Origin of the sequence: Chromobacterium sp. CV08 (genome assembly GCF_051129845.1) — a bacterium.
Lineage (GTDB): Bacteria > Pseudomonadota > Gammaproteobacteria > Burkholderiales > Chromobacteriaceae > Chromobacterium.
The window spans coordinates 3,719,209-3,737,331 of sequence record NZ_CP150453.1 but is presented as its reverse complement, the minus strand read 5'-3'; the positions used below and the strand labels follow the sequence as shown (position 1 = coordinate 3,737,331).

Below are 18,123 nucleotides of genomic sequence, written 5' to 3'. Positions count from 1 at the left end.
TTCAGCAGCCAAGGCGCGAGATAGAGTGTGTGTGCGACACAATTGAATACCGAATATTCGAGAATCAGGGCGATGCTTTGATTCAGGCTTCTTGAGTTTGTACCAGTTTATGTCTGGTGGCCATAGCGAGGTGGTCCCACGCCTTCCCATCCCGAACAGGACCGTGAAACGCCTTAGCGCCGATGATAGTGTGGCATTCGCCATGTGAAAGTAGGACACCGCCAGACGCCCGATAAGACAGCACCGAGCCGAATGGCTCGGCGCTTCGCTTCCCGATAAGCGAATCCAGAATTACGCGACCGCGTTCACGTTTTTTCTGGCGACCATAGCGAGATGGTCCCACGCCTTCCCATTCCGAACAGGACCGTGAAACATCTTAGCGCCGATGATAGTGTGGCATTCGCCATGTGAAAGTAGGACATCGCCAGATCCCCGATAGAAAAGCCCCAGCCTCCAGGCTGGGGCTTTTTCTTTTCTTCCTTCCCCCGATGTGTCGTTTTGATGAAGCCCGGATGACGGATATTTGCCGCGTCCGCGGCGTCGTACTAGGCTGATTTATCTGTTTCAGACAGTATGCGTTTGCTATCGAAGTGAGCCGTCCGCCCGGCGGATGCCGCCGATGGCCGCGGCAAGTCATTGTCCGTTCTGGCAATTGCTGGCCATTGATGACTAATGGGTGGCTTCCATCATTGCGGGAATGCGCGCCAAGGGCTTGTCCCGTCTGAGTTTGATAGCGTTTGAGTGCTAAAGAATATTTTATATTGTCGAACAAATTCGTCGGCTCTTGTATACAATAGGCCGCTTACCCGGACGCGAGGCCGGGGCTGCAAACAATATCGGAGAAACCCATGCAATTCGAATCCTTTGCTCATCGGCAGTCCGCTCTGCGCGACGCGATCACCGCCGCTTATCGGCGTGACGAACGCGAGTGCGTGCAAGCTTTGCTTGCGCAGGCGGCGATGAGTCCCGAGCAGGTCGCCTCGGTGCAGCAGTTGGCGCGCCGCCTGGTGACCGAGGTGCGCCGCGAACGCACCCGTGCAAGCGGCGTCGACGCGCTGATGCACGAGTTCTCGCTGGACAGCAGCGAAGGGATCGCCCTGATGTGTCTGGCCGAGGCGCTGCTGCGCATTCCCGACCGCGAGACGGCCGACAAGCTGATCCGCGACAAGATTTCCCGCGGCGACTGGAAGGCCCACCTGGGCAATAGTTCGTCGCTGTTCGTCAACGCCGCCGCCTGGGGCTTGCTGGTGACCGGCAAACTGGTTTCCTCGCACAGCGCCTCCGGCCTGTCGGCCGCGATGACCCGGCTGATCGCCAAGGGCGGCGAGCCGCTGATCCGCAAGGGCGTCGACATGGCGATGCGCATGCTGGGCAAGCAGTTCGTCACCGGCGAAACCATTGAAGAGGCCTTGGCCAACGGCCGCGAGCGCGAGGCGCGCGGCTATCGTTTCAGCTACGACATGCTGGGCGAGGCGGCGATGACCGAGGCCGACGCGCAGCGCTATCTGAAGGACTACGTCACCGCCATCCACGCGATAGGCAAAGAGTCGAACGGCCGCGGCATCTACGAAGGCCCCGGCATCTCGGTGAAGCTGTCCGCCATCCACCCGCGCTACACCAGGCTGAAGCACGAGCGGATGATGACGGAGCTGCTGCCGCGGCTGAAGGCGCTGTTCCTGTTGGCCAAGCAATACAATATCGGCCTGAACATCGATGCCGAGGAGGCCGACCGCCTGGAGATCTCGATGGACCTGGTCGAGGCGCTGGCCAATGATCCGGACCTGAACGGCTTCGAGGGCATAGGCATCGTGGTGCAGGCCTATCAGAAGCGCTGTCCCTTCGTCATCGATTTCCTGATCGACCTGGCGCGCCGAACCGGCCACCGCTTCATGGTGCGGCTGGTCAAGGGCGCCTATTGGGACGCCGAGATCAAGCGAGCGCAGGTCGACGGCCTGCCGGGCTATCCGGTCTACACGCGCAAGGTCTACACCGACGTGTCCTACCTCGCCTGCGCGAAGAAGCTGTTGGCGGCGCAGGACGCGATCTATCCGCAGTTCGCCACGCACAACGCCTACAGCCTGTCGGCGATCTACAATCTGGCCACCGGGCTGGATTACGAATTCCAGTGCCTGCACGGCATGGGCGAGACGCTGTACGACCAGGTGGTCGGCAAGGACAAGCTGGGCAAGGCCTGCCGCATCTACGCGCCGGTAGGCTCGCACGAGACGCTGCTGGCCTACCTGGTGCGCCGCCTGCTGGAGAACGGCGCCAACTCGTCCTTCGTCAACCGCATCGTCGACGAGAGCGTGTCGATAGACGAGCTGGTGACCGATCCGGTGGCCGAGGCCGCCGGCTTCGCAGGCAGGCCGCACGGCAAGATCGCGCTGCCGGTCGACCTGTACGGCGACGGCCGCCGCAATTCCAAGGGCCTGGACCTGTCCAGCGAGCACGTGCTGGCGACGCTGGAGATCGGCCTGCAGGCTTCGGAGCGGCAGCGCTGGGCGGCCTTCCCTATGCTGGGCGACGGCGACGTCAGCGACGGCGAGCTGCAGGAGGTCCGCAATCCGGCCGACCACGGCGATGTGGTCGGCAAGGTGATAGAGGCGAGCGCCGCCGACGTCGAGCGAGCGTTGCAGCAATCGCAGGGCATCGCCGCCGCCTGGGCGGCGACGCCGGTGGCCGAGCGCGCCGCCTGCCTGAACCGCATGGCCGACCTGATGGAAGAGAACATGCCGGCGCTGATGGGCCTGGCGGTGCGCGAGGCCGGCAAGACGCTGAACAACGCCATCGCCGAGGTGCGCGAGGCGGTGGATTTCTGCCGCTACTACGCGGCGCAGATCGTGTCCGAGTTCGACAACGCCAGCCACCGGCCGCTGGGCCCGGTCGTCTGCATCAGCCCGTGGAATTTCCCGCTGGCCATCTTCATCGGCGAGGTCGTCGCATCGCTGGCCGCCGGCAACACCGTGCTGGCCAAGCCGGCCGAACAGACCAGCCTGATCGCCGCCTACGCCGTGCGTCTGCTGCACGAGGCCGGCGTGCCGCGCGCGGCGCTGCAGTTCCTGCCGGGCCGCGGCGAGGTGGTCGGCGCGGCGTTGACCGGCGACGCGCGGATACAGGGCGTGATCTTCACCGGCTCGACCGAAGTGGCGCAGATCATCAACCGCACGCTGGCGGGGCGCCATGACGATCCGGTGCTGGTGGCGGAAACCGGCGGCATGAACGCGATGATCGTCGACAGCTCGGCGCTGCCGGAGCAGGTGGTGACCGATGTGCTGAGCTCGGCCTTCGATTCCGCCGGCCAGCGCTGTTCGGCGCTGCGCGTGCTGTATCTGCAGCACGACATCGCCGACAAGGTGATCGCGATGATCAAGGGCGCGATGGACGAACTGACCGTCGGCAATCCGGCCAGACTGACGACCGATGTCGGCCCGGTGATCGACGCCGAGGCGCAGGCCGGCCTGCTGGCCCATATCGAGAAGATGAAGCGCTCGGCCCGCGCCGTGCATCAGACCCGCTTGCCCGCCGAGTGCGGCCAGGGCACTTACGTCGCGCCGACGCTGTTCGAGATCGACAATCTGTCCGAACTGAGACGCGAGGTGTTCGGCCCGGTGCTGCATGTGCTGCGCTTCGCCGCGGCCGATCTCGGCAAGGTGGTCGCCGAGATCAACGCGACCGGCTACGGCCTGACCCATGGCATCCACAGCCGCATCGACGAGACCATCGCCGACATCTGCGGCCGGATCAAGGCCGGCAACGTCTACGTCAACCGCAACATCGTCGGCGCCGTCGTCGGCGTGCAGCCCTTCGGCGGCGAGGGCAAGTCCGGCACCGGTCCGAAGGCCGGCGGTCCGTACTACCTGTACCGCCTGAGTCGCGCCGCCTGGCAGCCCAAGTTGGCCGCCAGCCCGGAGGCGGCGGACTGGTCGGCGCTGGACGCGCTGGCCGCCGCGGGCAAGGCGCAGGGCCTGGCGCTGGACGGCGTCATCGCCGCCGCGCGCCGGGAAAGCCCGTTGGCGCACAGTGTGGCCTTGCCGGGACCGACCGGCGAAAACAACACGCTGGCCTTCGCCGGCCGCGGCCGCATCGGCTGCGTCGCCGACGACGTCCAGGCGCTGGCCGAGCAGCTGGCGGCGGTCTTCGCCGCCGGCAACCGCGCGGTGCTGGCCGACAACGAGGCCGGCCGCAAGCTGGCGCCGGCGCTGAACGGCCATGCCGAGCTGGTCGCCGACGTGCTGGCCGCCGACGTCGACGCGGTGCTGCTGGCCGGAGCAGGCGCCGACGAGGCCCGCCGCAAGCTGGCCGCCCGCGACGGCGCGCTCACGCCACTGATCGTCCGCGGCGAGCACGGCTACAATATCCACCGGCTGGTGGTGGAGCGCGCGTTCAGCGTCAACACCACCGCTGCTGGCGGGAATGCCAGCTTGATGAGCATGAGCGAATAATCAACTTGCCAGGCTCTGGCCGCGTTGGAATAATGCGGCCAGAGTTTTTACTTTAAGAGCAAGATGGACCCGGCCCGCCGGTTATATTGACGCAAGAAGTTGAAGCCACAAGAAGAGGAACGAGAGATGCAAGTAAACAAGCTGTCCACCCTGACCCTGGCGGTCGCCGCCGCCGTCGCCCTGTCCGCCTGCGGCAAGAAGGAAGAAACCGCCCCGGCCGGCGCGGCCTCCGCTCCGGCCCAGGCCAGCGCAGGCGGCGACGTGATCAAGATCGGCTTTGCCGCTCCGCTGACCGGTCCGCAATCGCACTACGGCGAGGAATACAAGAACGGCGTGACGCTGGCGATCGAAGACGCCAACGCCGAGAAGCCGACCATCGCCGGCAAGGCGGTGACGTTCGAGCTCGACGCCCAGGACGACCAGGCCGATCCGAAGACCGCGACCCAGCTGGCGCAGAAGTTCGTCGACGACAAGGTCGCCGGCATCGTCGGCCATTTCAACTCCGGCACGTCCATCCCGGCGTCCAAGATCTACTCCGACGCCGGCATCCCGATGATCGCGATGGCCACGTCGCCGGTGTTCACCTCCCAGGGTTTCAAGAACACTTTCCGCTCGATGACTTCCGACACGCAGCAGGGCGGCGTGATGGGCAAGTTCGCGGTGGAGAAGCTGCACGCGAAGAAGATCGTCATCGTCGACGACCGCACCGCCTACGGCCAGGGTCTGGCCGACGAGTTCGAGAAGTCGGCCCGCGCCGCCGGCGGCGACGTGGTGAAACGCGAGTTCACCAATGACAAGGCCACCGACTTCACCGCCATCCTGACCTCGATCAAGGGCGTGAATCCGGACGTGGTGTTCTACGGCGGCGCCGACGCGCAGTCCGCGCCGATGGTCAAGCAGATGAAGCGCCTGGGCCTGAAGGCCCCGCTGATTTCCGGCGAAATGACCAAGACCCCGACCTTCCTGCAGCTGGCAGGCAAGGAAGCCGACGGCACCATCGCCTCGCTGGCCGGCCTGCCGCTGGAGCAGATGCCGGGCGGCAAGGACTACGAGACCCGCTACAAGGCCCGCTTCAAGGCCGACGTGGCCACCTATTCGCCGTACGGCTACGACGCGACCCGCGCGCTGATCCAGGCGATGAAGGACGCGAACTCGGCCGATCCGAAGTCCTATCTGCCGGTGCTGGCCAAGATCACCCACAAGGGCGTGACCTCCAGCAACTGGACCTATGACGACAAGGGCGATCTGAAGGATGGCGGCATCACCGTTTACAAGGTCGAGAACGGCCAGTGGAAGGTGATGGAGACCGTCGGCGGCGGCGCGGCCAAGGACGCCTCGGCCGCCAAGTAAGCGTTTACGCGGCAGCGAGAGGACGGCGCGGATTTCCGCGCCGTTTTTGTTTGCGCGGACAAGACGGGTGCCTACGGTTAATATCGTGGCGATCAATGGAAACGGAGACAAGCCGTGAAGCGGGCAAGCATGGAAACGCCGCCGCCGTCGCCTTGCATAGGCGTGTGCCGGCTGGACGAGAGCGGCCGGGTCTGCGTCGGCTGCCGCCGTACGCTGGACGAGATCGCCGGCTGGTCGGGCTATGGCAAGGAAGAGAAGGAACAGGTCTGGCGGCGCCTGCTGGCGCTGCCTGTGCCGGTCCAGGCCAAGACCTGTCCGCGATGCGGCAACGGCTTCACCTGCGGCGCCGGCGGCGAAAACGGCGGCTGCTGGTGCGCCGATCTGCCGGCGACGCTGTCGCCGACCGAGGCCGACAGCGACTGCCTGTGTCCGAGCTGCCTGCAGCGGCGGCTGTGACGGGGGCGGCCGCCGCGTCCATCGCCGGACGGATCGCGCTTGCCGGGTCGGCGCGTTTGGGTTTTAAATGCGTTGTGGATATTTTGAGCGAGGGCGCGATGGAATACCGGGTGTTCGACGCGGGGGGATCGCGCGCGCTGGAATGGCTGGCCCCGCTGGAGGCGGCGTCGCAGGCCGTCGATCTGGTGGCCGCCTGTGCCGGCGAGGACTGCGGCCGGCTGCTGCTCGATGCAGCCGTCCTGCCGGCCGCCTTTTTCCAGCTGCGCACGCGCTTCGCCGGGGAGTTCCTGCAGAAGCTGCAGAACTACAAGCTCCGCACCGCGGTGGTGATAGGCGAGGGGCGCAGCGACGGCGAGCGTTTCGGCGAATTCCTGGCCGAGGCCAGGCGAGGACATGGCTGCCGGCTGTTTCTGGCGCGCGGCGAGGCGCTCCTCTGGCTCGCCGACCGGCGGGAACCATAGCAAGCAGGCTCGATGACGGGAGGCGGCATGTTCGAAACGGATGTGGTGCGTTGCCGGATAGAAGGGGGCGTCGCGTGGCTGGAGCTGAACCGCCCGGACTGCCTGAACGCGATGAACCGGCCGCTGCTGCGCCAATTGCTGGCGGCGCTGGAGAGGGCTGCGGTGGACGAGGCGGTGCGCGGGGTGATCGTCAGCGGAGGCGGGCGGGTGTTCTCCGCCGGCGCCGACATACGCTGGCTCAACCAGGCCTCGCCGGACGAGGTGCGCGAGCTGGCGCGGCTGGCGGTGGCGGTGACCCGCCGCATCGAGACGCTGGGCAAGCCGGTGCTGGCGGCGCTGAACGGCGACGCGCTCGGCGGGGGGCTGGAGATCGCCGAGGCCTGCACATTGCGGCTGGCGGCTTCGCATGCCCGTTTCGGCCATCCAGAGGTCAGGATAGGCGCGGTCGCCGGCTTCGGCGGCACGACCCGGCTGCCGCGCCTGATAGGCAAGGGGCGGGCGGCGGAGCTGCTGCTGACCGGCAGGCTGATCGACGCCGAAGAGGCCTGCCGGCTGGGCCTGGTCAACCGCGTGACGGCGGCGGACCGGCTGCTGGCCGAGGCACAGGCGCTGCTGGACGAAATCCTGGCGCAATCGCCGGTGGCGGTGCGGCTCAGCTGGGAGGCGATGCACCGCGGCCTGGCGCTGTCCGAGGACGAGTCGGCGGCGCTGGGCGCCGATTATTTCGGCCTGGCGGCGCAGAGCGACGATTTCCGCGTCGGTACCCGGGCGTTTCTCGACAAGCAGGCGCCCAAGTTCAAGGGGCGGTGAGGCGGCGGCGATGAGGCCGCGTATCGCCTTGCCGACGCCGGGCGTAGACGGGCCGCGGCGTTCTTTACTTCCGTCGCGACCGCCCGGAGCCGTGCCGCCGTCGCCGCCGTCTCTCGGCGCCGCGCCCGGCCGGCAACGCTTTCCCAGGCGGCTGGGCCGCCCATTTCCCGAATCCCGGCGGCCGTCGGCAGCGGCCGCCGCCTGACCGTTCCGGTCCTTGGCGCCTGTTCACGATCTTTTTTTACGGGCAGCGCGGCCCAGCCAGCAGGCCAGATGCAAGGCGGAGGGCGTAGACCCTGGTGATTCCAGGGTCCAGCCCGGCAACGCGGCGGATGGCCTGCCTGCCGGACTGCCCTTCGGGGCCGCTTTCCGCGCCGTGCGTCCTGCAGAAATGAAAGCATCGTAAACAGGCTCTTTAGGGCGCGATTGCGCCGCTCCTCGTTTTTCCGACAGTCCGACGGCCCGGCATCGCCGGGGCCGCCTTCCCCGTTTTCCATCGCCGGCGAGGCTTTTCGTCCCGGCCGTCCCCATCGCCGCCATTCGCCTTCGACGCAGGGCTGGCGCGGCTTGCGCTTTCCCGCCGCGAATATTCAGCGCTGAGAAAATCAGCACAAAAGCAACAAATGTCAATTTTAATGCTTAATGAATTGACAAATGTCATACAAATACCAATAGAATATCGAGCGATTACTCTAATTGTTCGTCGGGAGTCAATCCTATGGCGAACGATTGCCTTGCATTTCAACGGAATCGCGCCGAATGGCGCGGGTGGGATTTGTAGCGACTCCAGGGAGCATGGAATGAAGAACCTTGTGATCAGCGACACAGCGGCGATTCTCGATCGCCGGGTGACCGACTTGGACGATGAAGAGATCCGGCAACTGAAACAGGCCGTCTACCAGCACGGGATCGTCGTGCTGAAGGCGCAGACGGCCTCCGCCGCCGAGTTCGTCCGCTTCGGCCGCCGCATCGGCGAGATCTGCCCCTACTACGAGGAAATGTACCGCCACCCGGAGCATGCGGAAATTTTCGTCTCTTCGAACTGCGAGGCGGACGGCAAGCTGGTCGGCGTGCCGAGGACCGGCAAGTTCTGGCATTCCGACTATGCCTTCATGCGGCAGCCGTTCGCCTTCACCATCACCTATCCGCAAGTGGTGTCCTCGCAGAATCGCGGCACCTACTTCATCGACATGGCCCAGGCCTACCGGCGGCTGCCGGCCGAGCTGAAGGCCAGGCTGGAAGGCGCGACGGCCACCCATTCGGTCCGCCGCTATTTCAAGATACGTCCGAGCGACGTCTACCGCCCGATAGGGGAGATCCTGGCCGAGGTCGACAGCAAGACCCCGGCGGTCGAGCATCCGGCGGTCATCCGCCATCCGGTCACCGGCGAGTCCATCCTGTACGCCAGCCGGGGCTTCACCGAGTCGCTGACGCTGGCCGACGACGCCGACGGCGCCGCGACGCTGGGCGAGCTGATGGCCGAGACCGGGCAGACCGACGACAGCTTCAGCCATCCGAACATCCAGCTGCTGAACATCAGCGAAGGCGACATCATCGTCTGGGACAACCGGCGCTTCGTCCACCATGCCAAGCACAGCGACAAGATCGAGCCGACCAAGACCTTCCGTCTGACCGCCTACGACGGCCATCCGTTCAGCGGCGAGCCGGCGCCGGCGCGCGAGAAGGAGGGGCTGAGCCTTGCTTGAATCCGAACAGCTACTGGCGCGCCAGCCGGCGCCGCCCGCCGTCTTCAACGATCCGGCGCTGCGGGCGCGGGTCTTGTCGGTCTATTTCGACAACGCCCGCTATCTGGAGACGGCCGATATCGGCGTCGACCACAGCGACGGCAAGGAGGAGGTGGTGTCCTGCGGCGTCCTCTCCGTTCCCGAGTCCTGCTACATCGAGAGCACCGGGCACTTCAACTCGGTGGAGTTCAACATCTGTTACAACCAGATCATGTACGACGCGATCGCCCATGCGTCGAAATACCGGCTGGCATCGTACTTCTCCGACTGGGGCGTCGAGGGATTCTTCTCGCGCCAGTTGCCCGACATCCTGATCACCCGCTTCCATAGCCGCTTCAGCAAGCCGTTGAACGCGTCCAGCTTTCGCGGCGAGTTCGTGATCCGGTCCGCCCGGCTGCATCGCACCGCCCAGCCCTTCCTGTTCCTGAAGACCAGTTGCCGGTTTTTCGACGATGCCGGCGGCGAAGCCGCCGGCGAGGTCGACCTGGCCATTCTCAACCCCTGACAGGGCGGACCCGCGTCGCAGCGGGTCCCCGCCAAGGAGGCCAAGCCTTGATTCCGCAGTCCATTACCCGCGCGCAGCTGGAGCAGGAGTTGCACGCGATCGCCAGGGCCGTGCTGCACAAGGGCGCGCTGCAGTCCAAGCAGAGCCTGTTCGAGCAGGGACTGACTTCGGTCGGCGCGCTGGAAATCCGCGGCCGGCTGGAGAGCCGGTTCCAGATACGGCTGCAATCCAGCACCTTGTTCGATTATCCGACGCTGGCCGCGCTGGCGTCCTTCCTGCTGGAGCGCCTGCAATCCGAAAGCGCCAGGCCCGCCGCCGTCCGGCCGCAGGACGGCCCGGTTCTGGGGGACGCGCTGGTGCGTGAAATTCTGAAAAAGGAATTTGGAGTCTAAACATGGATCACCCGGATTCTAAGCTGGCGGCGGCGGCCAGACAGCTGCTGGCCGAAAAATACGAGCCCATCGCCATCGTCGGCGTCGGCCTGCGCCTGTCGGAGGGCATTGCCGACCTGGAAGGCTTTCACCGCCTGCTGTTGGCTGGGCGGGACAATATCGTGCCGATTCCGGAATCGCGCTGGGACAATGGACGCTATTTCCAGTCCTTGCACCATCCGGACAATCTGATCTGCACCAACGAGGGCGGCTATCTCGACGATATCGACAAGTTCGACCCGGCCTTCTTCTCCATCTCGCCGAAAGAGGCGCGCTATATGGATCCGCAGCAGCGGATCATGCTGGAGCTGTGCTGGCACGCGCTGGAAAACGCCGGCCTGAATCCGGCCGAACTGCGCGGCGGGGACGGCTCGGTCTATCTGGGCACCAGCAGCCTGGACTACGCCCGCGAGATGCTGGGCCTGTCCGAAGCCCAGCTGGTCAGCCAGCTCGGCACCGGCACCGCCAACAGCGCCATTTCGGGCCGCGTTTCCTATTTTCTGGGCTGGCGCGGGCCCTGCCTGACGGTGGACACCGCCTGCTCGTCGTCGCTGGTGGCGATACACCTGGCGGCGACGGCGCTGCGCAACCGGGAGACCTCGATCGCGCTGGCCGGCGGCATCAGCATCGCCCATGATCCGATCAGCCACATCATCTTCACCCGCGCCAACATGCTGGCGCCGGACGGCCGCTGCAAGACCTTCGACGAGAGCGCCGACGGCTACGGCCGCAGCGAGGGCGCCGGCGTGGTGGTGCTGCGCCGGCTGTCGGACGCGCTGGCCGACGGCAACCGCATCCTGGGCGTGGTGCGCGGTTCCGCGGTGCGCCAGGACGGCGAAAGCGGCGGCCTGACGGTGCCCAACGGACGGGCGCAGGAGGCCGTGATGCGCGAGGCGCTGGCGCGCTCGCCGCTGACGCCGGCCGACATCAGCTATGTCGAGGCCCACGGCACCGGCACCCCCTTGGGCGACCCGATCGAGATCCACTCGATAGGCTCGCTGTTCGCCGACCGCGCGGACGACGATCCGCCGGTCCATGTCGCATCGTCCAAGACCAATCTCGGCCACATGGAGGCCGCCGCCGGCATAGGCGGCGTGCTCAAATGCCTGGCGCAGCTGCAGCACGGGCTGATCTATCCGCACATCCAGTTCGATACGCCGTCGTCCAAGATAGACTGGCACGAGCTGAAGGTGACGGTGCCGACGGCGCCGCAGGGCTGGGACGCGCCGGTGCGCCGGGCGCTGGTGAACTCCTTCGGTTTCGCCGGAACGATAGCCAGCCTGGTGCTGGAGCAGGCGCCTGCGACCGGCCGGGGCTGGGCGCGGCCGACCGGGCAGGGGCCGCTGATCGCCACGGTGTCGGCCAAGTCGCCGTCGGCGCTGCTGGCCAATCTGCAGGCGCATCTGGCGTATCTGCAGGCCGCCGAGGACGTCGATATCGGCCGCTACGCCTGGACCGCCAGCGTAGGGCGGCAGCACCACGGCTATCGCTGGGCGGCGCCGGCCGGCGACCGCGTCGGCCTGATGCAGACGCTGCGGGACGCGCTGGCCGATCCGGAGTCGCTGCTGGCCGAGGCCGAGAAGAAGCAGGCCTTCGCCGACGCCCGCGTGGCCCTGCTGCTGACCGGCCAGGGCGCGCAGTTCGCCGGCATGGGGGAGGCGCTGTACCGCGGCAATCCGGCCTTCCGCGAGGCGCTGGACGAGGTGGCGCGGCATTTCGACGCGCTGATGGACGTCAAGCTGCTGGATCTGATGTTCGACCGCTCGGACTCGGCCGGCGCCCGGCTTGGGCAGACCCGCTACACGCAGCCGGCGCTGTTCGCCTTCAACTACGCCGTGGCCCGGATGTGGATGACCTACGGCGTCGAGCCGTCGGTGCTGCTGGGGCACAGCGTGGGCGAGATCGCCGCCGCCTGCCTGGCCGGCCTGTTCTCTCTGGAGGACGCGGCGAGGATGACGGTGCGCCGCGCCGAGCTGATGCAGGCGGTCAGCGCCGACGGGGCGATGCTGGCGGTCAAGACTTCGCGCGAGGCGCTGGCGCCTTATCTGTCCGGGGCGGACGACGTCGGTTTCGGCGGTTTCAACGGTCCGGCGCAGACGGTGCTGTCCGGCGGCCGCGCGTCGCTGGAGGCGATCGCGCGGCGGCTGGAGGCGGACGGCATCGCGCATCGCCGGCTGGACGTCTCCCACGCCTTCCACTCGACGCATATGGCCGACGCGGCCGAGGCCTTCCGCGAGTTCATGGCCTCGATCGAGTTCCGGCCGCTGCAGCGGGAGTTCGTTTCCAATGTCAGCGGCGACATCGCCGTCCAGGACGAGGTCGCCACGCCGGAATACTGGGCCAGGCACATCTGCGCGCCGGTGGACTTCGCCGGCGGCATGGCGACGATAGCGGCGCGCGGCCCCCACGTCTTCCTGGAGACCGGCCCCAGTCCGCATCTGACGGCGATGGGCCGCGGATGCGTGGCGGCGGCCGAGCATTGCTGGCTGGCCACGATGGACAGGACCTTGTCGGAGACGGCAAGCCTGGAACGGGCCGTCATCGGCCTCTATGCGGCCGGCCAGGAGCTGGATTGGCGCGCGCTGCACGCCGGGGCGGCCGGCGAACCGGTCGAGCTGCCGGCCTACGTCTTCGACCGCGAATCCTATTGGCTGCCGCAGGCGGAGGGGCGCGCGGAGAGCGGCGCCGGCCTCCATCCGCTGCTGGGGCGGCCGGAGAGCGGCGACGGGAGTACATGGGCCTACCGCAGCCGGATCGCGCCGGGCGCGCCCGGCTATTTGGGCGACCACGTGGTGATGGGACGGACCATCTTCCCGGGCACCGGCTACATCGAGACGGTGCTGGCGCTGCAGGACGCGGTGTTCGGCCATACCGGCATGGCGCTTGAGGCGCTGGAGATCCACGAGCCGCTGCTATTGGCCGACGATGGCGCCACCGAGCTGTCCACCGTCTTGTCGCCGCTGCCGGACGGCGGCTACCGGGTGGAGATACGCTCGCATCTGCAGGGCCAGGCTCGTCTGCATTTCAGCTGCCGCTTGAGCGAGGACGAGACGCCGGCGCCGTCGGACGCGGCGCCGTCCGACGCGGAGGCCGAATCGTTCGACGACGTCGGCTTCTACGGCCGGCTGGCCGAGCGGGGGCTGCAATACGGGCCGCAGTTCCGCCGGGTGCGCGCGCTGCGCCGGGACGGCGAGCGGCGGGTGGAGGGCGTGCTCGCCGCCGACGGCGTCGCGCCGTGGGAAATCCTGAACCCCGGCCTGTTGGACGGCGTGTTGCACACGCTGGCGCCGGTGCTGGACCAGGACCGCACGCTGGTGCCGGTCGGCTGGGCGCGGGTGCGGCTGTGGCGCAAGCCGCGCGGCGTCGTCCGCTGCGTCGCCGAGCTCTGCGCCGGCAGCGATCGCGACGGCGACGAGGTGCGCGCCGATCTGGCCGTCTATGCCGACGGCAGGCTGGCGCTGCGGGCCGAGGGCCTGCGTCTGCGCGAGGTGAAGTCGCGCGAGCGGCCGGCCTCGGCCTTCTTCCACCGGCTGCTGTGGCGGGAAGCGGCGCTGGACTCGCGCGAATTCCGTCCGGGGCCGGCGCTGGCCGTCGGCTGCCCCGACGAGCTGCGCGGCCATCTGGCGCCGCAGCTGGCACTGGTGGACGGGCCGGAACAGGCGCTGGCCGCGCTGGAGGGCAGCGAGGCCGCGGCGGGTCAGCGGACCCGGATCGCGTGGTTCTGGCGCGCGCCGGAACTGCCGTCCGACGCCGGCGCCGACGAGGCGATGGCCGCCTGCCAGGCCGTGTACGAGCCGCTGCTGGCCTTCGTCAAGGCGCTGGAGCAGCGGGCTCCCGGCCGGGAGATCCTGCTGTGCCTGGTGACGCGCGGCGCGCAGACCACCGGCCTGTACGGCGACGAGGACGAGCGGGCCGGTCCGCCGACGCTGGGCGTCCAGCTGCAGGCGACGCTGTCGGGATTCGGCGCGGTGCTGAACTCCGAATTCTCTCGCCTGCGCGCCAAGGTGGTCGATCTGCCGGCCGCCGGCGAGGCGCCGGAGCTGGCCCATGCCTTGCTGAACGAGCTGTATCTGGGCGACGGCCGCGCCGACGGCCAGGTGGCCTATCGCGGCCAGACGCGGCTGGCGCGGCGCCTGGCCGTGGCGCCGGTGGCCGAGGCCGAGTCCAACTTCCGCCTGAGCGCTTCCGACGACGGCCTGCTGTCGGGCCTGGGCCTGTCGCCGCTTGAGCGGACCGCGCCGGGCGACGGCGAGATCGAGGTGCGCGTCGAGGCGGCCGGGCTGAATTTCAAGGACGTGATCAATGCGCTGGGCCTGCTGAAGGAGCAGGCGCGCAGCCTGGGGCTGCCGGAGAGACCGCTGCCGCTGGGCTTCGAGTGCGCCGGCATCGTCACCGCCGCCGGCGCCGGCTCGGGCTTCGCCGTCGGCGACCGGGTGATGGTCAGCCAGCTGGGCTGCATGCAGCGCTATCTGACGGTCAGCGGCCGCGCCGCGGTCCGCATTCCGCCCGGCATAGGCATGCAGCAGGCCGCGGCGATTCCGACCGCCTTCATCACCAGCTATTACGCGCTGTACAAGCTGGCCAGGATAGGCGCCGGCGACCGCGTGCTGATCCACGCCGCCGCCGGCGGCGTCGGACAGGCGGCGCTGCAGCTGTGCCGCCGGGTCGGCGCCGAGGTCTATGCCACCGCCAGCCGGCGCAAGTGGGAGAGGCTGCGGCAACAGGGCGTCGAGCACGTGATGGATTCGCGCAGCACCGATTTCGCCGACGAGATCGACCGCCTGACCGGCGGACGGGGCGTCACCGTGGTGCTGAACAGCCTGAACAAGGACTTCATCCCGGCCGGCCTGCGCGCGACGGCGCAGGGCGGGCGCTTCGTCGAGATCGGCAAGCTGGGCGTCTGGAGTCCGCAACAGGTGGCCGAGGTCCGGCCCGACATCGCCTATTCGCAGTTCGACCTCAGCGAGTTGCCGGAATCCGAGCTGCTGGATCTGAACAAGGCCATCCTCGACGACATCGCCGGCCTGCTGGCGGCCGGCGAGATCGCGCCGCCGCCGGTCAGCTGCTATTCGGTGGCGGAGGCGGCCGAAGCCTTCGGCATCCTGGCGCGCGGCGAAAACGTCGGCAAGATCGTGCTGAGCTTCGGCGACGCCGAGGACGAGGACCTGTCGCTGTCGCGCGAGATCGTCGCCGACGGCAGCTATCTGGTCACCGGCGGCTACGGCGCGCTCGGCCAGCGCGCGGCGCAGTGGCTGGTCAAGGCCGGCGCGCGTCATGTGGCGCTGCTGGGGCGCCGGCTGCCGTCGCCGGACGAGCAGGCGCGGCTGCGGGAGCGGCTGGCCGGCGCGGACAGCGTCGAGCTGCTCTGCGGCGACGTCGCCGACGCGGCGGAGGTGGAACGCCTCTTCGCCGAGGCCGAGCGGCGGGGCAGGCCGGTGCGCGGAATCGTGCACCTGGCCGGCGTCATCGCCGACGCGCCTATCGCCGAGCAGAGCTGGGACGCGTTCCGCACCGTCTTCCTGCCCAAGGTGGCCGGCACCTGGAATCTGTGGCGGGCCGCCGAGGCGCATGGCGGCGTCGGCCTCTTCGTCGGCTATTCGTCCATCGCCTCGGTGATCGGTTCGGTCAGCCAGGCCAATTACGCGGCGGCCAACGCCTTCATCGACGGTCTGATGAACCGCAGGCGCGACGGTCGGCGGATCGGCCTGGCGCTGAACTGGGGACCGTGGGCCGGCGCCGGCATGGCGGCGGACCTGAGCGAGCAGCAGAAGAAGGCGATCGCGCGCAAGGGCATCCTGCCCATCCCGCTGGCCGGCGGCGTCGAGGCCTTCGGCCGCCTCGCCAGGCTGGCTCAGGGGCAGGTGGTGGTCGGCGAGGTCGACTGGAGCGCGTACAAGGCCAGCCTGCCGGCCGACGACGCCTTGTACGACGAGGTCGAACAGACCGGGGACGGCAAGCAGGCGGAGGTCTTCGACCTGGAGCGGCTGCTGGGCCTGCCCGTCGAGCAGCGCAAGGAGGCGGTCCTCGACGAGGTGCTCCGCCTGCTCAAGCTGGTGCTGCAGTACGGCGACGGCGACCGCATCCCGCGGCGCGCCACCTTCGCCGATCTCGGCGTCGATTCGCTGGTGGCGGTGGAGTTGCGCAATTCGCTGGAAAAGGCCTTCGGCGTGGCGCTGCCGTCGTCGCTGGTGTTCGATTATCCGTCGGTGCCGGTGTTGAGCGCGCACCTGCTGGACCAGCTGAACCGGGTCCGCGCCGGCGCGCAGCCGCAGGACGGCGGCCGCAGCGTGGCGGACCCCAATGTGGAGGAATTGGCATGAGCGTGGCCGAGACAGTCGTACCCGGGCTGTATGCGGTGAAGGACGTCGGCGAGATACTGCGCCGGCAGGCGCGGCAGCGCGGGGCGGAGCCGGCGATCTTCAGCGACGGCGAAGCCCTCAGCTACCGCGAGCTGTGGCGGCGCAGCCTGAACGTGGCCGGCCACCTGGTCTCGCGTCTGGACGGCGAGGCCAGGCGGGTCGGCTTCATCGGCCGCGAGTGCGCCGCCTATTACGAGGTGCTGTTCGGCTGCGCGCTGGCCGGCGCCGTCTTCGTGCCGATCAACTGGAAGCTGACGCCGCGCGAGGTCGCCCACATCCTGACCGACGCCGGCATAGACCTGCTGTTCTGCGACGCCGAAACGCTGGACATCGTGGGCGAAAGCCTGCGCGCCAGCGGCCACCGCGCCGAGGTGGTGTGTCTGGCGGCCGGGCTGGCGCCGACCGACTACGAGGCCGTGCAGCGCGGGGAGACCGCCGAGGCGGTCCTGCCGCCGCCCGATCCGGAGCGGACCTTCTGCCTGATCTACACCAGCGGCACCACCGGCCTGCCCAAGGGCGTCTGCCTGCCGCATCTGTCCTTCTTCCAGATCCGCGAGGCGCTGCTGTCCAACGGGCTGTCCTGGCTGGACTGGCATCCGGAGGACCGCAGCCTGGTCGGGATTCCGGGCTTCCACATCGGCGGGCTGTGGTGGGCGCTGCAGAGCTTCAGCGCCGGCGCGGCCATCGTCGTGCTGCCGCAATTCGAGCCGAGGCTGTGCCTGGAGGCGATGTCGCGGCACGGCGTGTCCATCGCCTGCATGGTGCCGGCGATGATCAATCTGCTGCTGGACGCGGTGGTGGAGGACGGCGCTTCGCTGCCCAGGCTGCGCAAGGTGGTCTACGGCGGCGCGCCGATTTCGGCCGCGCTGCTGCAGCGCGGACTGGAGGTCTTGGGCTGCGATTTCGCCCAGATCTATGGCCTCAGCGAAACCGGCAACACCGCCGTCTGCCTCGATCCGGACAGCCACAGGGCCGATCCCGGCCTGCTGCAGGCGGCCGGCCGGCCCTATCCCGGCGTCGAGCTGAAGGTGATAGACGCCGACGGCAGGGCGCTGGCCCAGGGCGAGGTCGGCGAGGTCTGCATCCGGACGCCGGCTCGGATGAGCGGTTACTGGGGCCTGCCGGAGGCGACGGCCTCGACGCTGCGGGACGGCTGGCTGCACACCGGCGACGCCGGCTATCTGGATCCGGCCGGCTATCTGTTCATCTTCGACCGGATCAAGGACGTGATCATCACCGGCGGGGAGAAGATCTTCCCGGCCGAGGTGGAGAACATCATCTCGGCCTTTCCGCCTGTGCACGAATGCGCGGTGATAGGCATTCCCGACGAGGCCTGGGGCGAACGGGCGATCTGCCTGCTGGTGCCCAGGCAGGGGGCCGCCGTCGACATCGACGAACTCTACCGCTATCTCGACAGCCGGCTGGCGGCGTACAAGCGGCCGACGCAGATCCATTGCGTCGACAGCCTGCCGCGCAATCCCAGCGGCAAGCTGCTGCGCCGCGCGCTGCGCGACGCTTTCTGGACAGACAGGGCGCGCAGGGTCTGACCGGCCGGACCGCCCAC

10 protein-coding genes and 2 rRNA genes are annotated in these 18,123 nt (G+C 68.3%); all 12 read left to right on the top strand.

All coding sequences use genetic code 11. The features are described 5' to 3' along the window. Positions 1 to 112 precede the first annotated feature (112 nt). The 12 genes from rrf (WNM05_RS17060) (at position 113) to WNM05_RS17005 (ending at position 18,106) form a co-directional block, all read left to right on the top strand. A 5S ribosomal RNA gene (gene rrf / locus WNM05_RS17060) occupies positions 113 to 227 on the top strand. An 88-nt stretch (positions 228 to 315) separates the two neighbouring features. Next, positions 316 to 430: ribosomal RNA gene (rrf, locus tag WNM05_RS17055) — 5S ribosomal RNA — on the top strand. A gap of 418 nt (positions 431 to 848) precedes the next feature. Next, positions 849 to 4,442, top strand: coding sequence for a trifunctional transcriptional regulator/proline dehydrogenase/L-glutamate gamma-semialdehyde dehydrogenase (gene putA, locus WNM05_RS17050; protein WP_434629065.1), 3,594 nt, complete (start codon positions 849 to 851; stop codon positions 4,440 to 4,442). A 126-nt stretch (positions 4,443 to 4,568) separates the two neighbouring features. Continuing rightward, positions 4,569 to 5,792: a branched-chain amino acid ABC transporter substrate-binding protein gene (locus WNM05_RS17045; protein WP_434629063.1), complete on the top strand. Its 1,224-nt coding sequence runs from the start codon at positions 4,569 to 4,571 to the stop codon at positions 5,790 to 5,792. A 114-nt stretch (positions 5,793 to 5,906) separates the two neighbouring features. After that, complete coding sequence (locus WNM05_RS17040) at positions 5,907 to 6,248, top strand: cysteine-rich CWC family protein (RefSeq protein WP_434629061.1); 342 nt, start codon at positions 5,907 to 5,909, stop codon at positions 6,246 to 6,248. A 74-nt stretch (positions 6,249 to 6,322) separates the two neighbouring features. Further along, complete coding sequence (locus WNM05_RS17035) at positions 6,323 to 6,709, top strand: DUF4180 domain-containing protein (protein ID WP_434629059.1); 387 nt, start codon at positions 6,323 to 6,325, stop codon at positions 6,707 to 6,709. Positions 6,710 to 6,736: 27 nt separating this feature from the next. Beyond that, complete coding sequence (locus WNM05_RS17030) at positions 6,737 to 7,519, top strand: enoyl-CoA hydratase/isomerase family protein (protein ID WP_434629057.1); 783 nt, start codon at positions 6,737 to 6,739, stop codon at positions 7,517 to 7,519. An 800-nt stretch (positions 7,520 to 8,319) separates the two neighbouring features. Continuing rightward, complete coding sequence (locus WNM05_RS17025) at positions 8,320 to 9,225, top strand: TauD/TfdA dioxygenase family protein (protein WP_434629056.1); 906 nt, start codon at positions 8,320 to 8,322, stop codon at positions 9,223 to 9,225. Continuing rightward, on the top strand, positions 9,218 to 9,769 hold the full coding sequence (locus tag WNM05_RS17020; RefSeq protein WP_434629054.1) for an FcoT family thioesterase: 552 nt from the start codon (positions 9,218 to 9,220) through the stop codon (positions 9,767 to 9,769). Before WNM05_RS17025 ends, WNM05_RS17020 begins: the two co-directional genes overlap by 8 nt. Before the next feature lie 47 nt (positions 9,770 to 9,816). Continuing rightward, positions 9,817 to 10,161, top strand: a complete 345-nt coding sequence (locus WNM05_RS17015; RefSeq protein ID WP_434629052.1) for an acyl carrier protein — start codon at positions 9,817 to 9,819, stop codon at positions 10,159 to 10,161. Positions 10,162 to 10,163: 2 nt separating this feature from the next. Then, a complete protein-coding gene (locus tag WNM05_RS17010; protein ID WP_434629050.1) occupies positions 10,164 to 16,520 on the top strand; it encodes a type I polyketide synthase in 6,357 nt (2,118 codons plus the stop codon). Then, positions 16,517 to 18,106 carry a long-chain-fatty-acid--CoA ligase gene (locus WNM05_RS17005; RefSeq protein ID WP_434629048.1) on the top strand — a complete coding sequence of 530 codons (1,590 nt, stop codon included), beginning with the start codon at positions 16,517 to 16,519 and terminating at the stop codon, positions 18,104 to 18,106. The genes WNM05_RS17010 and WNM05_RS17005 overlap by 4 nt, the downstream gene beginning before the upstream one ends. Positions 18,107 to 18,123: the final 17 nt, after the last annotated feature.

Excerpts from the sequence above, each read along its gene's own strand:
- WNM05_RS17005 (WP_434629048.1), top strand. The coding sequence starts at position 16,517 with ATGAGCGTGGCCGAGACAGTCGTACCCGGGCTGTATGCGGTGAAGGAC.
- WNM05_RS17025 (WP_434629056.1), top strand. The coding sequence starts at position 8,320 with ATGAAGAACCTTGTGATCAGCGACACAGCGGCGATTCTCGATCGCCGG.
- WNM05_RS17010 (WP_434629050.1), top strand. The coding sequence starts at position 10,164 with ATGGATCACCCGGATTCTAAGCTGGCGGCGGCGGCCAGACAGCTGCTG.
- WNM05_RS17045 (WP_434629063.1), top strand. The coding sequence starts at position 4,569 with ATGCAAGTAAACAAGCTGTCCACCCTGACCCTGGCGGTCGCCGCCGCC.
- putA (WP_434629065.1), top strand. The coding sequence starts at position 849 with ATGCAATTCGAATCCTTTGCTCATCGGCAGTCCGCTCTGCGCGACGCG.
- WNM05_RS17030 (WP_434629057.1), top strand. The coding sequence starts at position 6,737 with ATGTTCGAAACGGATGTGGTGCGTTGCCGGATAGAAGGGGGCGTCGCG.